This is a genomic window from Bradyrhizobium macuxiense, assembly GCF_001542415.1.
GTDB lineage: Bacteria > Pseudomonadota > Alphaproteobacteria > Rhizobiales > Xanthobacteraceae > Bradyrhizobium > Bradyrhizobium macuxiense.
This window is the reverse complement of the sequence record NZ_LNCU01000041.1, coordinates 46,070-64,508: the sequence shown is the minus strand read 5'-3', so window position 1 is coordinate 64,508 and position 18,439 is coordinate 46,070. Positions and strand designations below refer to the sequence as shown.

At 64.2% G+C, this 18,439-nt stretch carries 16 protein-coding genes and 1 pseudogene; 12 read left to right on the top strand and 5 right to left on the bottom strand.

The features are described from left to right. Window positions 1-24: 24 nt before the first annotated feature. A complete protein-coding gene (locus AS156_RS14205) occupies window positions 25-864 on the bottom strand; it encodes a phytanoyl-CoA dioxygenase family protein (RefSeq protein ID WP_066505344.1) in 840 nt (279 codons plus the stop codon). A 163-nt stretch (window positions 865-1,027) separates the two neighbouring features. Beyond that, window positions 1,028-2,101, bottom strand: a complete 1,074-nt coding sequence (locus AS156_RS14200) for a DUF2336 domain-containing protein (RefSeq protein WP_066505341.1) — start codon at window positions 2,099-2,101, stop codon at window positions 1,028-1,030. A 338-nt stretch (window positions 2,102-2,439) separates the two neighbouring features. Between AS156_RS14200 and rimP the strand changes: the two genes are divergently transcribed. The 12 genes and pseudogenes from rimP (at window position 2,440) to AS156_RS14145 (ending at window position 15,075) form a co-directional block, all read left to right on the top strand. Continuing rightward, a complete protein-coding gene (gene rimP, locus AS156_RS14195) occupies window positions 2,440-3,204 on the top strand; it encodes a ribosome maturation factor RimP (protein ID WP_066504953.1) in 765 nt (254 codons plus the stop codon). A gap of 3 nt (window positions 3,205-3,207) precedes the next feature. Next, window positions 3,208-4,818 (top strand): transcription termination factor NusA, encoded by a 1,611-nt coding sequence (gene nusA, locus AS156_RS14190; RefSeq protein WP_066504950.1) that lies wholly within the window; start codon window positions 3,208-3,210, stop codon window positions 4,816-4,818. A gap of 15 nt (window positions 4,819-4,833) precedes the next feature. Continuing rightward, on the top strand, window positions 4,834-5,520 hold the full coding sequence (locus AS156_RS14185; protein WP_066504948.1) for an RNA-binding protein: 687 nt from the start codon (window positions 4,834-4,836) through the stop codon (window positions 5,518-5,520). A 106-nt stretch (window positions 5,521-5,626) separates the two neighbouring features. Beyond that, window positions 5,627-6,084: pseudogene (locus tag AS156_RS44360) on the top strand (translation initiation factor IF-2 associated domain-containing protein); the annotation flags it as partial. Between the two features lies 1 nt (window position 6,085). Next, window positions 6,086-8,340 (top strand): translation initiation factor IF-2 (gene infB, locus AS156_RS14180; protein WP_245312810.1); only part of this gene is annotated, 2,255 nt, incomplete at its 5' end. Window positions 8,341-8,509: 169 nt separating this feature from the next. Continuing rightward, entirely contained in the window at window positions 8,510-8,920 is a 411-nt protein-coding gene (gene rbfA / locus AS156_RS14175) for a 30S ribosome-binding factor RbfA (RefSeq protein WP_066504941.1), read from the top strand. Further along, complete coding sequence (gene truB, locus AS156_RS14170; RefSeq protein WP_066504939.1) at window positions 8,920-10,029, top strand: tRNA pseudouridine(55) synthase TruB; 1,110 nt, start codon at window positions 8,920-8,922, stop codon at window positions 10,027-10,029. Before rbfA ends, truB begins: the two co-directional genes overlap by 1 nt. A gap of 2 nt (window positions 10,030-10,031) precedes the next feature. Then, window positions 10,032-10,301 carry a 30S ribosomal protein S15 gene (gene rpsO, locus AS156_RS14165; RefSeq protein ID WP_066504937.1) on the top strand — a complete coding sequence of 90 codons (270 nt, stop codon included), beginning with the start codon at window positions 10,032-10,034 and terminating at the stop codon, window positions 10,299-10,301. A 318-nt stretch (window positions 10,302-10,619) separates the two neighbouring features. Then, window positions 10,620-12,776: a polyribonucleotide nucleotidyltransferase gene (gene pnp / locus AS156_RS14160; RefSeq protein WP_066504935.1), complete on the top strand. Its 2,157-nt coding sequence runs from the start codon at window positions 10,620-10,622 to the stop codon at window positions 12,774-12,776. Window positions 12,777-12,985: 209 nt separating this feature from the next. Beyond that, a complete protein-coding gene (locus AS156_RS14155; RefSeq protein ID WP_066504932.1) occupies window positions 12,986-13,717 on the top strand; it encodes a superoxide dismutase in 732 nt (243 codons plus the stop codon). Between the two features lie 218 nt (window positions 13,718-13,935). After that, window positions 13,936-14,397 (top strand): GNAT family N-acetyltransferase, encoded by a 462-nt coding sequence (locus tag AS156_RS14150; RefSeq protein WP_066504929.1) that lies wholly within the window; start codon window positions 13,936-13,938, stop codon window positions 14,395-14,397. Window positions 14,398-14,478: 81 nt separating this feature from the next. Then, on the top strand, window positions 14,479-15,075 hold the full coding sequence (locus AS156_RS14145; protein WP_066504927.1) for a glutathione S-transferase family protein: 597 nt from the start codon (window positions 14,479-14,481) through the stop codon (window positions 15,073-15,075). Between the two features lie 52 nt (window positions 15,076-15,127). Here the strand turns inward: AS156_RS14145 and fabV are convergent, their stop codons facing one another. From fabV to fabA, 3 genes are all read right to left on the bottom strand, one after another. Continuing rightward, entirely contained in the window at window positions 15,128-16,300 is a 1,173-nt protein-coding gene (gene fabV / locus AS156_RS14140; protein ID WP_066504925.1) for an enoyl-ACP reductase FabV, read from the bottom strand. Window positions 16,301-16,378: 78 nt separating this feature from the next. Further along, window positions 16,379-17,602 (bottom strand): beta-ketoacyl-ACP synthase I, encoded by a 1,224-nt coding sequence (gene fabB, locus AS156_RS14135; protein WP_066504923.1) that lies wholly within the window; start codon window positions 17,600-17,602, stop codon window positions 16,379-16,381. A gap of 43 nt (window positions 17,603-17,645) precedes the next feature. Then, window positions 17,646-18,167, bottom strand: a complete 522-nt coding sequence (fabA, locus tag AS156_RS14130) for a bifunctional 3-hydroxydecanoyl-ACP dehydratase/trans-2-decenoyl-ACP isomerase (RefSeq protein ID WP_066504921.1) — start codon at window positions 18,165-18,167, stop codon at window positions 17,646-17,648. Window positions 18,168-18,439 lie beyond the last annotated feature (272 nt).

Sequence of the window (18,439 nt, the reverse complement as noted above, 5' to 3'; positions counted from 1 at the left end):
GGTCAAGCCCGGCCACGACGGAAACTACTGGTTGGCCATCCGCGCCTTCTTCACATCGGTCGCTTCCCACACCATGCGTTTTCCCCGCTCGCGACCGAGCAGCTCGATCGGGTCGCGATTGTCGATGTGGCCGAACTGTCCCTTGTAGACGCCATAGCCGCACAATTCCTGCAAGCGGCGCGGAAAGCGAACGGCGGTCTCGCGGGGAATGCCGAGCTGCAAATTCTCCTGCTGGCGCATCCAGCCCCAGCAATAGGCGCAGGAGAAGGCGAATCGCCTGGCGTCGCTGGTGTTGGCGCCGCCGCCGTGCCACAGCGCACTGTCGAACAGCATCACGCTGCCCGCCGGCATGGTCGCGGTCACCGCGTCGTACTCCTTGCCGTATTCCGGCGATGTCGGGAATTTGTGGCTGCCGGGCAGGATCCGCGTCGCGCCGTTGTCGTCGCGAAAATCCGTCAGCGCCCAGATCGCATTGATCGTGATCGGAATATGCGGCCGCGGCAGCGGGATCAATTGCGTGTCCTCGTGGATCGGCTGCGCTTCCTGGCCGGGACCAAGCACCAGCGAGCAGAACGACGACAGCAGGCATTCCCGATCAAGCACGCGCTCGACCACCGGCAGCACGTTCTCGTGCAGCGGCACCTCCCAGAACAGATCGTCGTAGGTCAGGAGGTTGTTGATGCGCAGCGTCTTGAAGCCTTCGAACGAGGTCTTCGCCAGGCCGAGATCGTGCTCGCGCTCGATCCGCAGCACCGCCGCCTTCAATCCCTCGACCAGCTCGGGCGAGGCGGCGCGCTCGATCACGGTGTATCCGTCGTCGCGGATCCGGTCGGCGTGCGATTGAATGTCGGCGTCCGTCAGCATGGCAATCTCCCTGTTGGCGCTGTGTCGCGCCTTGCATGCGAGCATAGCCAGACTTGCCGGCGATGGGGAGTGCCTGCGCCTTGTGCGACCCACGCCGATGCAACGCGAGCGGACGGCGCGACTTTCCCCGCAACGGAATTTTATGATTGTGTCTTCGGGATTTTTACCGCGACTTCCAGAAATCCACGACGCGCTGCGCGGTCGACGGCATCAGGCGAACGAAATTCACCCGCGCACCTTCGATGTCGGCCGCCGCCGGCACGCGATTCGGCCCGAGCCGCATCAGGATCAGCGCGCGCACGGTCGGCCATTCGAGACCGACCGTCTTGCTCGCGATCAGGATCGGATCATAGCGGTCACCCGAGATCAGGCGGTCGAGCGTCGCGATCTTCACGCCGGTCATCGCGGCGAGCGCCGCAACCGATTCCTCGTATTTGAAAGACTTTGCGAAGTCGAGCAGCGCGGCCTCGTTCAGCTTGCCGTCACGATGCAGCGCAAGGATCGTGCGCTGAGCCACCACGAAATCGCGACGGCCCTCGACCGGAATGATCACGCCTTCGATCTCGCTCATCGCGAGCTTGATCTCGGCCTGCCGCTCAGGCTTGACGACATCGAACAGGCGCCGGCGGATCACATCGATCGAACCAGCCAGCAGGCTCTTCAGATGCTCCGGCGGCAGATCGTCGCGCCGGCCGATCTTCAGCGTCAGCACGCCGTCCTGGCCGGCACGGCGGATCAGCGAGGCAAAGCCATCGTCGGAGAATGCAGCGCCCGCATTGCCGGCCGCGCATCTGATCACATCGCGATCGCCGCGGCGGACGATGACGTCAGTCAGGCCGGTCGAGATCTTCGGCCGCTCCGCCATCGCAAGCAGATGGCCCTGGCCCTTGGCGTTGGCGATTTCGACCAGCACGCGCTCGTCGATGACGGGCGAGCGGCGCAGCAGCGGGCCTGCGATCGCGATATCGTCCTCATGGGCGAGCTGGCCCACCAGCTGCCGCGGCGCGTTGACGAGCACCGAGAGCCGCTCGGCCAGATCGATCCGCGCGTCGAGCTCGGCATGTGGAACCAGGCTGGTCAGCACGCCATCGAACAGATCGACATGGTCGGGGCGGAAGCTCGCGGCCCCCTGCAGGAACAGCTCGCTGACCCGCCGCGCGGCCTCGGCGCGGCGCTTGGGGTCGCCACGGCGAACGATGTCGTCGAGTTCCGGTATCAGCGCAGGGGCTGTCGTCATAAGCCTGTCCAACCAGCGGCTTCTGCCGGTTTTCCGGCAATCTAGGACCCCCTTCGTAAACGGAGGGTTAGATCGGCCGCCCACCCGGGGACGCCGCAAAATCACGCTCCCCGAGGCCCGGAGGTCTTGCCGGACCCAGGCAAAAGCGCTATATCGGCAGCAACTTATGGTATCTCATACGATCGCGTAGGAGAGTGGGCCCCCCGGGACCCGCTCTTTTTTATTACCCGAAGGGACCCGGCCGGGCCGACGGCTCGTTTGGGTAGCGTTAGCGGCCCCTTAAGGCCGACCGAAACAACACGACAGACCTCAGACTGCCTTTGACCCTGACACTGGATATGACCGATCCGACTGCAACGTCCGTGGACGTCGAACTGCTCAGCGAGCCGCGGCTCGTCGTCGAGCCCGGCGTGGCCGCGCGCGTGGCGGCAGTCGCCGTGCCGGTGCTGCAGGGCATGGGCTATCGCCTGGTGCGGATCAAGGTCTCCGGCGACGCCGGCTGCACCGTGCAGATCATGGCGGAACGGCCCGACGGCTCGATGCAGCTCGATGACTGCGAGGCGATCTCGCGCGCGCTGTCGCCGGTGCTCGACGTCGCCGATCCGATCGAACGCGCCTACCGGCTCGAAATCTCGTCGCCCGGAATCGACCGCCCGCTGGTGCGCCGCTCCGACTTCGAGCGCTACAGCGGCCATCTCGTGAAGATCGAGATGGCGGTGGCGCATCAGGGCCGCAAGCGGTTCCGCGGCACGCTCGCCGGCGTCGAGGACAATGCGGTGCGCGTCAAGCGCGACGATCCGCGCGCCGACGAGGACGCCGAGGTCCTGCTGGTCATGGAAGATATCTCGGATGCGCGGCTTGTGCTGACCGACGAGCTGATCGAAGAATCGATGCGCCGCGGCAAGGCCGCCGAGCGCGAGCTGCGCCGCGAGCTTGGGCTGGCACCGCCGCAACCGGCGCACGCCAGGAACAGCGATCCGGCAAAGAGCCATAAACCGAAGCCGAAGCCCGGCAAGAAGCAGGCTCCGACCAACACCAAACAACACCGCCTGGCCGCCGCGCGTGCGCGCCGAGGCGAGATCGATCCATCCGAAGGAGACTAAGCCATGGCAGTCAGCGCCAACAAACTCGAACTGCTGCAGATCGCAGACGCAGTTGCGCGCGAAAAGTCGATCGACCGCTCCATCGTGATCGCGGCGATGGAAGATGCCATCGCCAAAGCGGCGCGCGCCCGTTACGGCAGCGAGACCGACATCCATGCCGAGATCGATGCCAAGAAGGGCGAGCTCCGGCTGACGCGCCACATGCTGGTGGTCGACGTCGTCGAGAACGCCTCGAACCAGATTTCGCTGTCCGACGCGCAGCGCGCCAATCCGGGCGCCCAGGTCGGCGACACCATCGCCGACACGCTGCCGCCGCTGGAATATGGCCGCATCGCCGCGCAATCCGCCAAGCAGGTGATCGTGCAGAAGGTGCGCGAGGCCGAGCGCGACCGGCAGTATCAGGAGTTCAAGGACCGCATCGGCGATATCGTCAACGGTATCGTCAAGCGCGTCGAATATGGCAGCGTGATCGTCGACCTCGGCCGCGGCGAAGCCATCGTGCGCCGCGACGAGATGCTGCCGCGCGAAGTGTTCCGCAACGGCGACCGTGTCCGCGCCTATATCTTCGACGTCCGCCGCGAGACCCGCGGCCCGCAGATCTTCCTGTCGCGCACACATCCGCAGTTCATGGCGAAGCTGTTCGCGCAGGAAGTGCCTGAAATCTATGACGGCATCGTCGAGATCAAGGCGGTAGCCCGCGATCCGGGCTCGCGCGCCAAGATCGGCGTGATCTCGCGCGACTCCTCGGTCGATCCGGTCGGCGCCTGCGTCGGCATGCGCGGCTCGCGCGTGCAGGCCGTGGTCAACGAGCTGCAGGGCGAGAAGATCGACATCATTCCGTGGTCGCCCGACATCGCGACCTTCGTCGTCAACGCGCTGGCGCCGGCTGAAGTGGCCAAGGTGGTGATCGACGAAGACCGCGAGCGCATCGAGGTCGTGGTACCCGACACCAACAACCAGCTCTCGCTGGCGATCGGCCGCCGCGGCCAGAACGTCCGCCTCGCCTCCCAGCTCACCGGCTGGGACATCGACATCCTGACCGAGCAGGAAGAGTCGGAGCGCCGCCAGGCCGACTTCGAGAATTCGACGCGCGTGTTCATGGAAGCGCTCAATGTCGACGAGGTGGTCGGCCAGCTGCTCGCCTCCGAAGGCTTCACCTCGGTCGAGGAACTTGCGTTGGTCGACGTCAAGGAACTCGCCGGCATCGAAGGTTTCGACGAGGAGACCGCCACCGAGCTGCAGACCCGTGCTCGCGAATATCTGGAGCAGCTCGAGGCCGAGCTGGAGGCCAAGCGCAAGGAACTCGGCGTCGAGGACGCCATGAAGACAGTGCCCGGCGTGACCTCGAAGATGCTGGTGAAGCTCGGCGAGAACGACGTGAAGACCGTCGAAGACCTCGCCGGCTGCGCGACCGACGATCTGGTCGGCTGGACCGAGCGCAAGGACGGCGGCGAGCAGACCAAGCATACCGGGTTCCTCGACGGCATCGAGATTTCGCGGGACGATGCCGAGGCAATGATCATGCAGGCCCGCCTCAAGGCCGGCTGGATCACCGAGGCCGACCTCGCCAAGCCGGCTGCGGAAGCCGAGCCTGCCGAAGAACCCGCGGCGTAAGGAGATGGCCTACGGATGCTCGCTCAGGCTGACCCGGATCTCGACGATGGGCCGCGGACACAGAAGTCCGCGACCACGCGGATGTGCGCGGTCAGCCGCGAGGTGCATCCGATCGACGAGCTGATCCGGTTCGTTGTCTCGCCCACGGGCGAGGTGATCCCGGATCTCAAGCGCAAGCTGCCCGGCCGCGGATTATGGGTTTCCGCATCGCGGCGAAGTGTTGCGGAAGCCGTGCGCCGTCACCAGTTTAGCAAGGGATTCAAGCGCGATGTCCGCGTCGCGCCGACCCTTCCTGCCGACACTGAGGCACTCCTGCTGCGCAGCATCACCGATGCCCTGGCGATGGCCGCCAAGGCCGGCCAGGTTGTGTCGGGCTTCGGCAAGGTCGAGGACGCACTCAACCGGGGCGAAACCGCAGCCCTGATCCACGCTTCTGACGGCGCTGCGGACGGAATCCGCAAATTGGACGCGATCCTCCGGCAAAGGAGCGAAAAACGTGGTGAATCGCCGGTAATCGCCACCGTCAATGTTTTGACGTCGGCAGAATTGGATTTGGCACTTGGGCGGACAAATGTGATACATGCTGCGCTGCTCGCGGGCCCGGCGAGCAAGACGTTCCTGTCGCGCTGCCAGATGCTGGTCCGATACCGGATGGCCGACGACGACAAGACCGCCGAAGCGGCCAGAAATTCCAGAGCATGATCCGGGAAGGCGGATACCGCCTTTCCAACGGGATCATGATCAACAAAAGACGACGTTGAAGGACTTGTGCGGCAAACGCACAGCGAAACGAGATTAGGACTGCTGAATGGTTGATACCAAAACCCCTGGCGACAAGACTTTGAGTGTCCCGAGCAAGACCTTGACGCTGAAGCCACGCGTCGAGACGGGCACCGTGCGCCAGAGCTTCAGCCACGGCCGGACCAAGCAGGTCGTGGTCGAGAAGCGGGGCAAGCGCCGCATTGGCGGCGACGGCCCGGGCGAAGCGCATGCGCCGGAACCCGTGGTTGCAAAGCCTGCGCCTCCCGCTCACAAGCCACCGATGGGTCGTCCGTCGGGCCCGCCGCCCGGCCAGCCACAGCGCAACACTCGCTCGGGCGTCGTTCTTCCGACGCTGACCGAGGACGAGCGCTCGGCGCGCGCCAACGCGCTCGCAGATGCGCGGCAGCGCGATATCGAAGAGCGCCGCCAGGCGGAAGAGGAAGCCAAGCGCCGCGCCGCCCGCGAAGCGATCGAGAAGGCCGAACGCGAGGCCGCCGAAGCCCGNCCCGCCGCAAGGCGGAAGAGGAGCGCCATCGCCACGAGGAAGACGCCAAGCGCAAGGCTGAAGTCGAGGCCAAGCGCCGCTTCGGCGAGGGCGAGGCCAAGCCGCAAACGCCGGCCGCGCCCGCCGCCGCAAGACCTGCGCCCGCGCCAGCTACTCGCACGACAGCGCCGGCGGCCCGCTCGTCGACGCCGGGTGCCCGTACGACTGCAACCACGGCAGCGCGTCCCCCGGCCGCGTCGCCGAGGCCGGGGGTCCCCGCCGAAGCGGAGGAGGATGAAGGTCCGCGTCTGGTGCGGCGCCCCGGCGGCGCCGTGCGTCCCGCGGCCGCGCCCAAGACCACCCACAAGCCCGGCCCGCAGAAGGAGCGCGGCCGCCTCACGGTCGTGACCGCGCTCAACGCCGACGATGTGCGCGAGCGTTCGATCGCCTCGTTCCGCCGCCGCACCCAGCGTCTGAAGGGACATGCGTCGAACGAGCCGAAGGAGAAGCTGGTCCGCGAAGTCATCATTCCGGAAGCGATCACGATCCAGGAACTCGCGAACCGCATGTCGGAGCGCGCGGTCGACGTCATCCGCATGCTGATGAAGCAGGGCGCGATGCACAAGATCACCGACGTGATCGACGCCGACACTGCGCAGTTGATCGCGGAAGAGCTCGGCCACAGCGTCAAGCGCGTCGCCGCGTCCGACGTGGAAGAAGGCCTGTTCGACGTCGTCGACGATTCCACGGACACCGAGCCGCGCTCGCCCGTGGTCACCGTCATGGGTCACGTCGACCACGGCAAGACCTCGCTGCTCGACGCGCTGCGCCACGCCAATGTGGTGTCGGGTGAAGCCGGCGGCATCACCCAGCATATCGGCGCCTATCAGGTGCTCTCGCCCGAGAGCGGCACCAAGATCACCTTCATCGACACGCCCGGCCACGCCGCGTTCACTGCGATGCGCGCCCGCGGCGCCAAGGTCACCGACATCGTCGTGCTGGTGGTCGCTGCCGATGACGGCGTGATGCCGCAGACGGTGGAAGCGATCAACCACGCCAAGGCGGCCCGGGTGCCGATCATCGTGGCGATCAACAAGATCGACAAGCCCGATGCGCGGCCCGAGCGCGTGCGCACCGAGCTGCTGCAGCACGAGGTGCAGGTCGAATCGCTCGGCGGCGACGTGGTCGACGTCGAGGTGTCGGCGAAGAACAAGACCAATCTCGACAAGCTGCTGGAGATGATCGCGCTGCAGGCCGAGATCCTCGACCTGAAGACCAACTCGCATCGTCCGGCGGAAGGCACCGTGATCGAAGCCAAGCTCGATCGTGGCCGCGGTCCGGTCGCGACCGTGCTGGTGCAGCGCGGCACGCTGCGTGTCGGCGACATCATCGTGGCCGGAGCCGAGATGGGCCGCGTCCGCGCGCTGATCTCCGATCAGGGCGAGAATCTCGACGAAGCCGGACCGTCCGTGCCGGTCGAGGTGCTCGGCTTCAACGGTCCGCCGGAAGCCGGCGACCGCCTCGCCGTGGTCGAGAACGAAGCCCGCGCCCGCCAGGTCACGAGCTACCGCGCGCACCAGAAGCGCGAGAACGCGGCAGCTTCGATCTCCGGCATGCGCGGCTCGCTCGAGCAGATGATGTCGCAGCTCAAGACCGCGGGACGCAAGGAATTCCCGCTGATCGTGAAGGCTGACGTGCAGGGCTCGCTGGAAGCGATCCTGGGCTCGCTGGAAAAGCTCGGCACCGACGAAGTCGCCGCGCGCATCCTGCATGCGGGCGTCGGCGGCATCTCGGAGTCCGACGTCACGCTGGCGGAAGGCTTCAACGCCGCGATCATCGGCTTCTCCGTCCGCGCCAACAAGGAAGCGGCGGCCGCGGCCAAGCGCAATGGCATCGAGATCCGCTACTACAACATCATCTACGATCTGGTGGATGACATCAAAAAGGCGATGTCCGGCCTGCTCGCGCCCACGCTGCGCGAAACCATGCTGGGCAACGCGCAGATCCTGGAGGTGTTCAACATCTCCAAGGTCGGCAAGGTCGCGGGTTGCCGCGTCACCGACGGGACCGTGGAGCGCGGCGCCAATGTTCGCCTGATCCGCGACAACGTCGTGGTGCACGAGGGCAAGCTCTCGACGCTGAAGCGCTTCAAGGATGAAGTGAAGGAAGTGGTCGCCGGCCAGGAGTGCGGCATGGCGTTCGAAAACTACGGCGACATGCGTGTCGGCGACGTGATCGAGTGTTACCGCATCGAGACGATCCAGCGCTCTCTGTAAGTCCAAATCTTACGAAGCGCAGATCTTACTAAGCGTTGGATCCATTTAACTGAAAATGCGTCGGCGTGGCCGGGCCTGGTCCGGCCACCCCCGCGTTGCCTGAATTGAATAGCTAGGACATTGATGCCTGCGGCTTGGCCCGCGGGCGCGACGGTTTTGGAAGAAGGTCATGCCCCGTCAGAAGAAGAGTTCCACGCCCGGAGGATCACAACGTCAGCTGCGCGTCGGCGAAACAGTTCGCCATGCGGTTGCCGAGATTCTCTCGCAAGGTGACGTCCACGATCCGGATCTTGAAGGCCACATCATCACCGTTCCCGAGGTGCGCATGTCGCCGGACCTGAAGCTCGCCACGATCTACGTGATGCCGCTCGGCGGGCGCGACACCGACGCGGTGATCGCAGCGCTCGAGCGCAACAAGAAATTCCTCCGCGGCGAGATCGCGCATCGCGTTAACCTGAAATTTGCACCCGACATTCGCTTCCGCGTCGATGAGCGATTCGACGAAGCGGAACGTATCGAGAAATTACTGCGAACACCTGCGGTGCAGCGAGACCTTGCACCCGATTCGGACGACGAGTGATGACTGTGACGACGACCAACAGCGTGATCGACGCGAAAGATGCCGACGCGCGCGACGCTGACAGAGATATTTTTTCCGAACAGCGCAGTGAGGGTTCGCGTCGGGTGAACAATGATCCGCGGCAGAAGCAGGGCAAGCAGAATCAGCAGCCGCGCCGCGACAAGCGCGACGTGCACGGCTGGGTCGTGCTCGACAAGCCGATCGGCATGACCTCGACGCACGCGGTCGCCGTGCTCAAGCGCCTGTTTCAGGCGAAGCGCGCAGGCCATGCCGGCACGCTCGATCCGCTCGCCTCCGGGGGGCTGCCGATCGCGCTGGGTGAAGCCACCAAGACGGTGCCGTTCGTGATGGACGGCCGCAAGCGCTATCGCTTCACGGTGAGCTGGGGCGAGGAGCGCGACACCGACGACACCGAAGGACGCCCGACCAGGACCAGCGAGAGCCGGCCGACGGCAGAGGCGATCCGCGAGCTGCTGCCGAGCTTCACCGGGATGATCGAGCAGATCCCGCCGCAATATTCGGCCATCAAGGTGCAGGGTGAGCGCGCTTATGACTTGGCGCGCGACGGCGAGACCGTGGAACTGAAGCCCCGCCCGGTCGAGATCCACGAATTAATCCTTGTCGAACATGGAGATAACGGCCAGTCCGTGTTCGAGGCCGAGTGCGGCAAAGGAACCTATGTCCGGGCGCTGGCCCGCGATATGGGCCGGATTCTGGGCTGTTTCGGCCATATCTCGGCCCTGCGGCGGACCATTGTCGGCCCGTTTACGGAAGCGGACATGATTCCGCTGGAACAGTTGGAGGCTTTATGCAATAGAGCCGCGTCTGGCGAGGGCAGCCTCGCCGACGCGCTTTTGCCCGTTGAGACCGCGCTGGACGACATCCCGGCACTGGCCGTTACACGGGCTGATGCGGCAAGGCTCCACAGGGGCCAGGCCGTTTTGTTGCGCGGACGGGATGCGCCCAATAGTAGCGGCACAGTCTATGTCACGGTGGCAGGCCGTCTTCTGGCGCTTGCCGAACTTGGCAATGGCGAACTCATCCCCAAGCGCGTGTTCAACCTGAGCGGATTGACTGCCAGTCCGGCTCGCAACCATGGAAGCAACTGACGATGTCGATTACCGCGCAACGCAAAGCGGAAGTCATCAAGACGAATGCCACCAAAGCCGGCGACACCGGCTCGCCCGAGGTTCAGGTCGCGATCCTGTCGGAACGCATCAATAACCTCACCGAGCACTTCAAGTCCCACGTGAAGGACAATCATTCACGCCGCGGCCTCCTGAAGCTCGTGTCGACGCGACGCTCCCTGCTTGACTACATCAAGCGCAAGGACGAGGCGCGTTACAAGGCACTGCTCGAAAAGCACAACATCCGTCGTTGATATTGAGAAGCACGCGCGCGCGGTTCGCGCGCGTTTTCGTATGATCTTCCGGGAGTGCGGACTTTCGAATTTTCGAAAGACGATCATGCGCAACAGCATGGCACGCACGCCATGCGCACTAGCGTCCAGCAGCAATCCGGCAGCTGGACGGGGCAAGATGCCCAGATGACCGAAAGGATGGACGCCATCCGAAATCCAGGGACCATGGCAGGATCGCCGGATACTGGTCGCAGCAGCGCACCAGTGTCTCGCCGTCTTGCTCATGGTCTTTGCGTTTCCGGGCGCCGTGCTTTCGCGAAACCATGAAAGAAGACCGAAATGTTCAAAACGCATTCCGTCGAGATCGACTGGGGTGGACGTCCCCTCAAACTTGAAACCGGCAAGATCGCCCGTCAGGCTGACGGCGCCGTGATGGCCACCTATGGCGAGACCGTGGTGCTCGCCACCGTCGTTGCGGCGAAGGCGCCGCGCGAGGGCGTCGACTTCCTTCCGCTGACCGTCGACTACCAGGAAAAGACCTACGCCGCAGGCCGCATTCCCGGCGGCTATTTCAAGCGCGAGGGCCGTCCGACCGAGAAGGAGACGCTGGTCTCCCGCCTGATCGACCGCCCGATCCGCCCGCTGTTCGTCGACGGCTGGCGCAACGAAACCCAGGTGATCGTCACCGTCCTCTCCCACGACATGGAGAACGATCCGGATATCGTCGCGCTGGTGGCCGCATCCGCGGCACTGACGCTGTCGGGCGCGCCCTTCAAGGGCCCGATCGGCGCGGCGCGCGTCGGTTTCGCCAATGACGAATACGTGCTCAACCCGACGCTGGACGAGATGACCGAGACCCAGCTCGATCTCGTCGTCGCCGGCACGGCCGACGCCGTGCTGATGGTGGAATCGGAAGCAAAAGAGCTCAACGAAGACGTGATGCTCGGCGCGGTCATGTTCGGCCATCGCCACTTCCAGCCGGTCATCAACGCGATCATCGAGCTCGCCGAGAAGGCCGCGAAGGAGCCGCGCGACGTCACGACGATCGACAATTCGGAGATCGAAAAGGAGATGCTTGGCATCGCCGAGCAGGAGCTCCGCCAGGCCTATGCGATCCCGGTGAAGCAGGAGCGCTACGCCGCCGTCGGCGCCGTCAAGGAAAAGGTGATGGCGCACTTCTTCCCGGAAGGGCAGGAGCCGAAATTCGACAAGCTGCGCGTCGCCGACGTGTTCAAGGAGCTCGAAGCCAAGATCGTTCGCTGGAACATCCTCGACACCGGCAAGCGCATCGACGGCCGCGACGTCAAGACCGTGCGCAACATCGTCGCCGAAGTCGGCGTGCTGCCGCGCGCCCACGGCTCGGCGCTGTTCACCCGCGGTGAGACCCAGGCGATGGTCGTGACCACGCTCGGCACCGGCGAGGACGAGCAGTACATCGACGCGCTGTCGGGTACGTACAAAGAGACATTCCTGCTGCACTACAACTTCCCGCCCTACTCGGTCGGTGAAACCGGCCGCCTCGGCGGCACCAAGCGCCGCGAGATCGGCCACGGCAAGCTCGCCTGGCGCGCGATCCACCCGGTGCTGCCGCCCCACCACGAGTTCCCCTACACGGTGCGCGTGGTCTCCGAGATCACCGAGTCCAACGGCTCCTCGTCGATGGCCTCGGTCTGCGGCGCTTCGCTGTCGCTGATGGACGCCGGCGTGCCGCTGAAGCGGCCGACCGCGGGCATCGCGATGGGCCTGATCCTCGAAGGCACGCGCTTTGCGGTGCTGTCTGATATCCTCGGTGACGAGGATCATCTCGGCGACATGGACTTCAAGGTCGCCGGCACCGAGCAGGGCATCACTTCGCTGCAGATGGACATCAAGATCGAGGGCATCACCGAAGAGATCATGCGCGTTGCGCTTGGCCAGGCCAAGGAAGGGCGCGTCCACATCCTCGGCGAGATGGCCAAGGCCCTGACCGCGGCCCGCGCCGAGCTCGGCGAATACGCACCGCGCATCGAGACCTTCAAGATCGCCACCGACAAGATCCGCGAAGTGATCGGCACCGGCGGCAAGGTGATCCGCGAGATCGTCGAGAAGACCGGCGCCAAGGTGAACATCGAGGACGATGGCACCGTGAAGGTCGCCTCCAACGACGGCGAGGCGATGAAGGCCGCGATCAAGTGGATCAAGTCGATCGCCTCCGATCCGGAGGTCGGCCAGATCTACGAGGGCACCGTCGTCAAGGTGATGGAGTTCGGCGCCTTCGTGAACTTCTTCGGCGCCAAGGACGGCCTGGTCCACATCAGCCAGCTCGCGGCCAACCGCGTGCAGAAAACCTCCGACGTCGTCAAGGAAGGCGACAAGGTCAAGGTCAAGCTGCTCGGCTTCGACGACCGCGGCAAGACCCGCCTGTCGATGAAGGCGGTCGACCAGACGACCGGCGAGGATCTCGAAGCCAAGCAGAAGGCCGACGCGCCCGCTCCGCGCGAGGCCGCCGGCGAGTAAGGCCAAAGCAAATCGACTGTTACAAACAAATCGACTGTTGCAAAAAGGGCGGCCTACGGCCGCCCTTTTCAGTTTGCGGACACGCGCCGCAAAGCAATCTCCGCTGACCGCATGCGCGGTTTTGACCCGGCATTGTGACCAACAACGTTGGAACCCGTTCACACCTCGCGCCTAACATCAGGATGCCTTTCCAGCAAGGAGAACCGCAAATGTCCCTGATGTCCCGACGCCACCTGATCATCGCAGCAACCGGTATCGCTTCGGCAGCCGCCTCATCACGCACGGTGTTCGCCCAGGCGGCATCGGCTCCGAGCGGACCCTTTAAGGTCGAACCGCTGTCCTATCCGACCAACGCACTGGAGCCGCACATCGATGCCCAGACGATGGCGATCCATCACGACAAGCACCACCAAGCCTATGTCAACAGCCTGAACACGTTCGCCAAGGATCACCCGAAGATCGCGGAGAAGCCGGTCACTCACGTGCTCGCCAATCTCGGCGATGTGCCGGAGCAGATCCGCACCGGCGTGCGCAACAACATGGGCGGCCACGCCAACCATACGATGTTCTGGCAGATCATGGGACCAAACGGCGGCAAGCCAGACGGCGAGGTGCTGGCGGCGATCGACCGCGATCTCGGCGGCATGCAGAAGTTCCAGGCGGACTTCAATGCCGCTGGCGGACGTGTGTTCGGCTCGGGCTGGGTGTTCGTCACCGTGACCAGGGACGGAAAGCTGGCGATAGAGACGCGGCCGAACCAGGACAATCCGATCATGGACGGCAAGCGGGCACTGCTCGGCAACGACGTCTGGGAGCACGCCTATTATCTGAGCTACCAGAATCGCCGGCCGGACTATCTGAAGGCGTGGTGGAATACGGTGGACTGGAAAGCCGTGAGCGCGCGCTACGCAGCGGCGAAGGCAGGGGCGCTCGACGTGTGAGCCGTCAGAAGGATCGTCGGATGCGATCTGCTCGACTAGAGCGCGATGAGATCAGGTTGAACCGTCATCGCGCTTTAGCTTCTTGTTTGAGCATGATCTCCGCACAAACGCTACGCGCTTGTCGCGAGGGAGAACCGCTTCACACTTTTACGGATCATGCTCTAAGCTGAAGGCCTCGCGAGACACCGCGGGGCCTTTCGTACGCTGAGAGATCAAGGATGACGTTGCCGACAATCCGCGCTGCTCGCCCGGACGAATATGACGAGATCGCGCGCGTCTGGATGGAGAGCTGGGTCTCGACCCAACTCTCGCGGTCAAGCGACGGCCTGTTGAGCGATCTGCGTGCACGCCTGCGGCGCGAGATCGATGGCGGCTGGAGCCTTTTCGTCGCCGACGATCACGGCACAATCGCCGGCATGCTGGCGCTGCATCTGCCGACCTGCCTTCTCGACCAACTGATGGTCGCACCGGTCTATCAAGGACGGAGCCTGGGACGCGAGTGCCTCGCCTTCACGCGCCAGCAATTGCCCGATGAAATCTGGTTGAAGTGCGTTCGCGAGAACGAAAAGGCCTGGCGCTGGTATGAGCGCGAGGGATTTGCGTTCGAAAAGGAAGAGCTCAATCCGCAGACAGGCTTCACAATGAAGCACTATCGGTGGAGGAGGGCACAGGGGGCCTGAGCCTCGACCCGGGTTGCATATCCGCGGCAGGCGCGCGATGAACGGGCGCTGTTCGTCCCTCGCCGATGAAAGGTTCAGCCTATGATCAAGCTCTACTGGTCGCCGCGGTCGCGCTCGTTCTCCGCCATCTGGCTGCTCGAAGAATCCGGCCTCGCCTACGAACGAGTGCTGACCGATATCAGCACGGGCGCACAGAAGTCGCCCGACTTCCTCAAGATCAATCCGATGGGCAAGGTTCCGGCGCTGACCGACGGTGACGCCCGGCTCGCCGAGGCGGCGGCGATCTGCGCTTACGTCGCCGACCGCTATCCCGAGACCAAGCTCGCGCCGGCCACGACGGACCCGAAGCGCGCACGCTATCTGCAATGGCTGTTCTTCTCGCCGAGCTGCATAGAGCCCGCACTGATCCAGCTCTTCACCAAGCTCGAAGTGCCCACGAGCACCGCGGCGTGGGGCAGCGCGGCACAGGTGTTCGACGTGCTCGACGCGGAGTTGCAGAAGGGACCGTGGATCCTCGGCGATCAGTTCTCCGCCGCCGACATCGCGATCGGCTCCGGGCTGAACTTTGCCGTGCGCATCTTCAAGACGGTGCCAGCGCGGCCGTCATTCGACGCCTATATCGATCGCTGCATGGCACGGCCCGCGTTCCAGCGCGCAGAGAAGATCGCGGCGGGGTGACGTCGCAACTGTGTAGCCCGGATCAGTGCAACGCGATCCGGGCTACGAAGGCTTAGCCCGGCACGACGCGAGGATCGAGATCCTGTGTGTAGTCGACGCCGTCGATGCCAAATCCGAACAGGCGAAGGAACTGGCTCCTGTATTCCTGGAGGTCCGCCAGTTCACCCATCGTCTCGGTGGAGAGCAGAGGCCAGCGTCGCGACACTTCCGTCTGAACTTCGGGCGAGAGCTCCCAGTCGTCGACCCGCAGGCGCTTGGCCTCGTCAATCTCGGCATTCGCGCCAAGGCGCGTCCGGAACAGGCGATCGATCTGTTCGATGCACCCTTCGTGCAGCCCGAGCTGCTTCATGACCTTGAACAGCACCGTTCCATAGAGCGGCACCACCGGAATGGCCGAACTCGCCTGAGTGACCACGGCCTTGAGCGCCACAACGCGGGCCGCGTCCTCACCGAGCCGGCCCCGGATCTCTTCCGCCTTGCTGTCGAGATCGACCTTGGCGCGACCCAGAGTGCCGTGCCAGTAGATCGGCCAGGTCAATTCACTGCCGATATAGGTGTAGTTGAGCGTCCGGAAACCTGGCGCCAGAACGCCGGCGTCAGCAAGCTGGTCGATCCAGCGCTTCCAGTCATCGCCGCCCATCACCGCGACCGTGGCCGTCGTTTGATCTTCGCTCGCCGGCTCAAGGGTCGTCTGGAACACTTCGCCCGTCTCGGTGTCGAGGGTCTTGATCTCGACAGGCGCACCGAGCGGCTTGATGACCGAGCGATAGGTCTTGCCCGTGACCGGGTCTGTCCGTGCCGGAGCGGCCATGCTGTAGACCAGCAGGTCCAACTGCCCGAACTTTTCGCGCACGCGCTCGATGAAGTTTTTCTTCATCTCGTCGGAAAAGGCGTCACCCTCCAACGTGAGAGGCGATCGTCCGATCCTCTCGGCCTCGATCTCGAATGCGCGATTGTTGTACCAGCCGGCGCTGCCTGTCCTCGTCGCTGTCGGCTCGCGCTCCAGCGACACGCCGATGGTCTCTGCTCCACCCGCGAAGGTCGCAACAATGCGGCTCGCGAGGCCGTAACCCGTCGAACACCCCAGCACGGCGACGCGCTTGGGACATTCCGGAACAGGTCCCTGGCGGAGGACGTAAGCGATTTGCTCGCGGACGTTTGTGGCGCAGCCGACGGGATGCGCCGTCGTGCAAATGAAGCCTCGCACGCGCGGTTCGATGATCATGCCCACCCCATTTCGGATCGTCGCATCATTTGCTGCCTGCCGACCTTCGTCAGAAAGTGAGAAGAGGTAACAGCCAAATCACGCATCCAGCCGCTTGAAGACAAGCGTGGCGTTGGTGCCGCCGAAGCCGAACGAGTTCGACAGCACGGTGGCGAGCTTGGCATTGTCGATGCGCTTGCGCACGATCGGCATGTCGGCGAACACCGGATCGAGTTCGGTGATATGCGCGCTCTCGCAGACGAAGCCGTTGTTCAGCATCAACAGCGAATAGATCGCCTCCTGCACGCCGGTGGCGCCGAGCGAATGGCCGGTCAGCGCCTTGGTCGCCGAGATCGGCGGACACTTGTCGCCGGTGCCGAACACCTTGCGGATCGCCTCGATCTCCGGCGGATCGCCGGCCGGCGTCGAGGTGGCGTGCGGATTGATGTAGTCGATCGGCGTGTTCACGGTCGACAGCGCCATGCGCATGCAGCGCTCGGCGCCCTCACCCGACGGCGCAACCATGTCGTAGCCGTCGGAGGTCGCGCCATAGCCGACCACTTCGCCATAAATCTTCGCGCCGCGCGCCTTGGCATGCTCGAACTCTTCAAGCACCACGACGCCAGCGCCGCCGGCGATCACGAAGCCGTCGCGGCTGATATCGTAGGGACGCGAGGCGGTGGCCGGCGTGTCGTTGTATTTCGAGGACATCGCGCCCATGGCGTCGAACAACACCGACAGCGTCCAGTCGAGTTCCTCGCAGCCGCCGGCGAAGATAATGTCCTGCTTGCCGATCTGGATCGTCTCATAGGCATTGCCGATGCAATGGTTCGACGTCGCGCAGGCCGAGGAGATCGAGTAGTTCACGCCCTTGATCTTGAACCAGGTCGCGAGCGTCGCCGACGCCGTCGACGACATTCCCTTCGGCACGGCGAACGGACCGATGCGCTTCGGACCCTTGGTGCGCGCGATGTCGGCCGCCTCCACAAGCGTCCGCGTCGACGGCCCGCCTGATCCCATGATGATGCCGGTGCGCACGTTGGAGACTTCATTCTCCTCGAGACCGGAGTCGCGGATCGCCTGTTCCATGGCGACGTGATTCCACGCCGCACCTTCTGCAAGGAACCGCATCGCGCGGCGATCGATCACCTCGGCAGGATTGAGTGTCGGCGCACCGTGCACTTGCGAACGAAAGCCCAACTCCGCGTGCTTCGCCGCACGCGAGATGCCCGATTTCGCCTCGTAGAGGCTCGCAAGCACTTCCTGGGTGTTGTTACCGATGGATGAGACAATGCCCATCCCCGTGATGACAACCCGCCTCATGTTCGCCTCGCCCTGCCTAAATGTTGTCGCATGATGATCCTGCTCAAGACGGAGCCGTGCCCTGCTTGAACAACCCGACCTTCAAATCCTTGGCGCGATAAATAATCTCGTCGTCCATGGAAAGCCACCCATCGGCGATTCCAAGCACGAGCTTTGCTCGCATCACGCGCTTGATATCGACGTTGTACACAACCTTGCGCGCATGCGGCAGCACCTGCCCTGAGAACTTCAGCTCGCCGAGGCCGAGCGCGCGACCACGACCTTCGCCTCCGATCCAGCCGAGGTAAAAGCCGACCATTTGCCACATGGCATCGAGACCGAGACAGCCCGGCATCACCGGATCGTTCTTGAAGTGACAACCGAAGAACCAGAGATCGGGCTTCACTTCGAGCTCGGCGCGCACCAGTCCTTTGCCGAACTCGCCGCCGGTTTCGGAGATATCGCTGATGCGATCGAACATCAGCATCGGCGGCAGCGGCAATTGAGCGTTGCCGGGGCCGAAAAGTTCTCCCCTGCCGCAGGCCAGCAAATCCTCGTATTCATAACCGCCGCGCCGATCCAGCATCCTCTTCAGCCTCTCAAATGTCCCGATGAAGCGCTTTTTGCTTGAGTCGGACCGTTGTTCCCGCCGGGCTGGGATATCCCGCCCTTTGGCGCTATCCGGGTACGCTATCGGCCTTGGTTCTCTGCCGATAGCGCATATGTGGTCCGCGCGCTCTCTAACATAGGCTCAAGGGGGCAGCAAAGCAGCATTCCGGGGATAAATCGCCGCTTCTCCATGGGGTTCCCTCTTTACCTTGGATCCGTTCTAGTTGCGAAAAACTTGCATCTGATGGT

Bases quoted from the DNA above. Each gene is read 5' to 3' on its own strand.
- AS156_RS14185 (WP_066504948.1), top strand. From the start codon at position 4,834: ATGCTCGCTCAGGCTGACCCGGATCTCGACGATGGGCCGCGGACACAG.
- pnp (WP_066504935.1), top strand. From the start codon at position 10,620: ATGTTCAAAACGCATTCCGTCGAGATCGACTGGGGTGGACGTCCCCTC.
- AS156_RS14200 (WP_066505341.1), bottom strand. From the start codon at position 2,101: ATGACGACAGCCCCTGCGCTGATACCGGAACTCGACGACATCGTTCGC.
- rimP (WP_066504953.1), top strand. From the start codon at position 2,440: ATGACCGATCCGACTGCAACGTCCGTGGACGTCGAACTGCTCAGCGAG.
- truB (WP_066504939.1), top strand. From the start codon at position 8,920: ATGACTGTGACGACGACCAACAGCGTGATCGACGCGAAAGATGCCGAC.
- rpsO (WP_066504937.1), top strand. From the start codon at position 10,032: ATGTCGATTACCGCGCAACGCAAAGCGGAAGTCATCAAGACGAATGCC.
- AS156_RS14205 (WP_066505344.1), bottom strand. From the start codon at position 864: ATGCTGACGGACGCCGACATTCAATCGCACGCCGACCGGATCCGCGAC.
- AS156_RS14145 (WP_066504927.1), top strand. From the start codon at position 14,479: ATGATCAAGCTCTACTGGTCGCCGCGGTCGCGCTCGTTCTCCGCCATC.
- rbfA (WP_066504941.1), top strand. From the start codon at position 8,510: ATGCCCCGTCAGAAGAAGAGTTCCACGCCCGGAGGATCACAACGTCAG.
- AS156_RS14155 (WP_066504932.1), top strand. From the start codon at position 12,986: ATGTCCCTGATGTCCCGACGCCACCTGATCATCGCAGCAACCGGTATC.
- AS156_RS14150 (WP_066504929.1), top strand. From the start codon at position 13,936: ATGACGTTGCCGACAATCCGCGCTGCTCGCCCGGACGAATATGACGAG.
- nusA (WP_066504950.1), top strand. From the start codon at position 3,208: ATGGCAGTCAGCGCCAACAAACTCGAACTGCTGCAGATCGCAGACGCA.
- fabB (WP_066504923.1), bottom strand. From the start codon at position 17,602: ATGAGGCGGGTTGTCATCACGGGGATGGGCATTGTCTCATCCATCGGT.
- fabV (WP_066504925.1), bottom strand. From the start codon at position 16,300: ATGATCATCGAACCGCGCGTGCGAGGCTTCATTTGCACGACGGCGCAT.
- fabA (WP_066504921.1), bottom strand. From the start codon at position 18,167: ATGCTGGATCGGCGCGGCGGTTATGAATACGAGGATTTGCTGGCCTGC.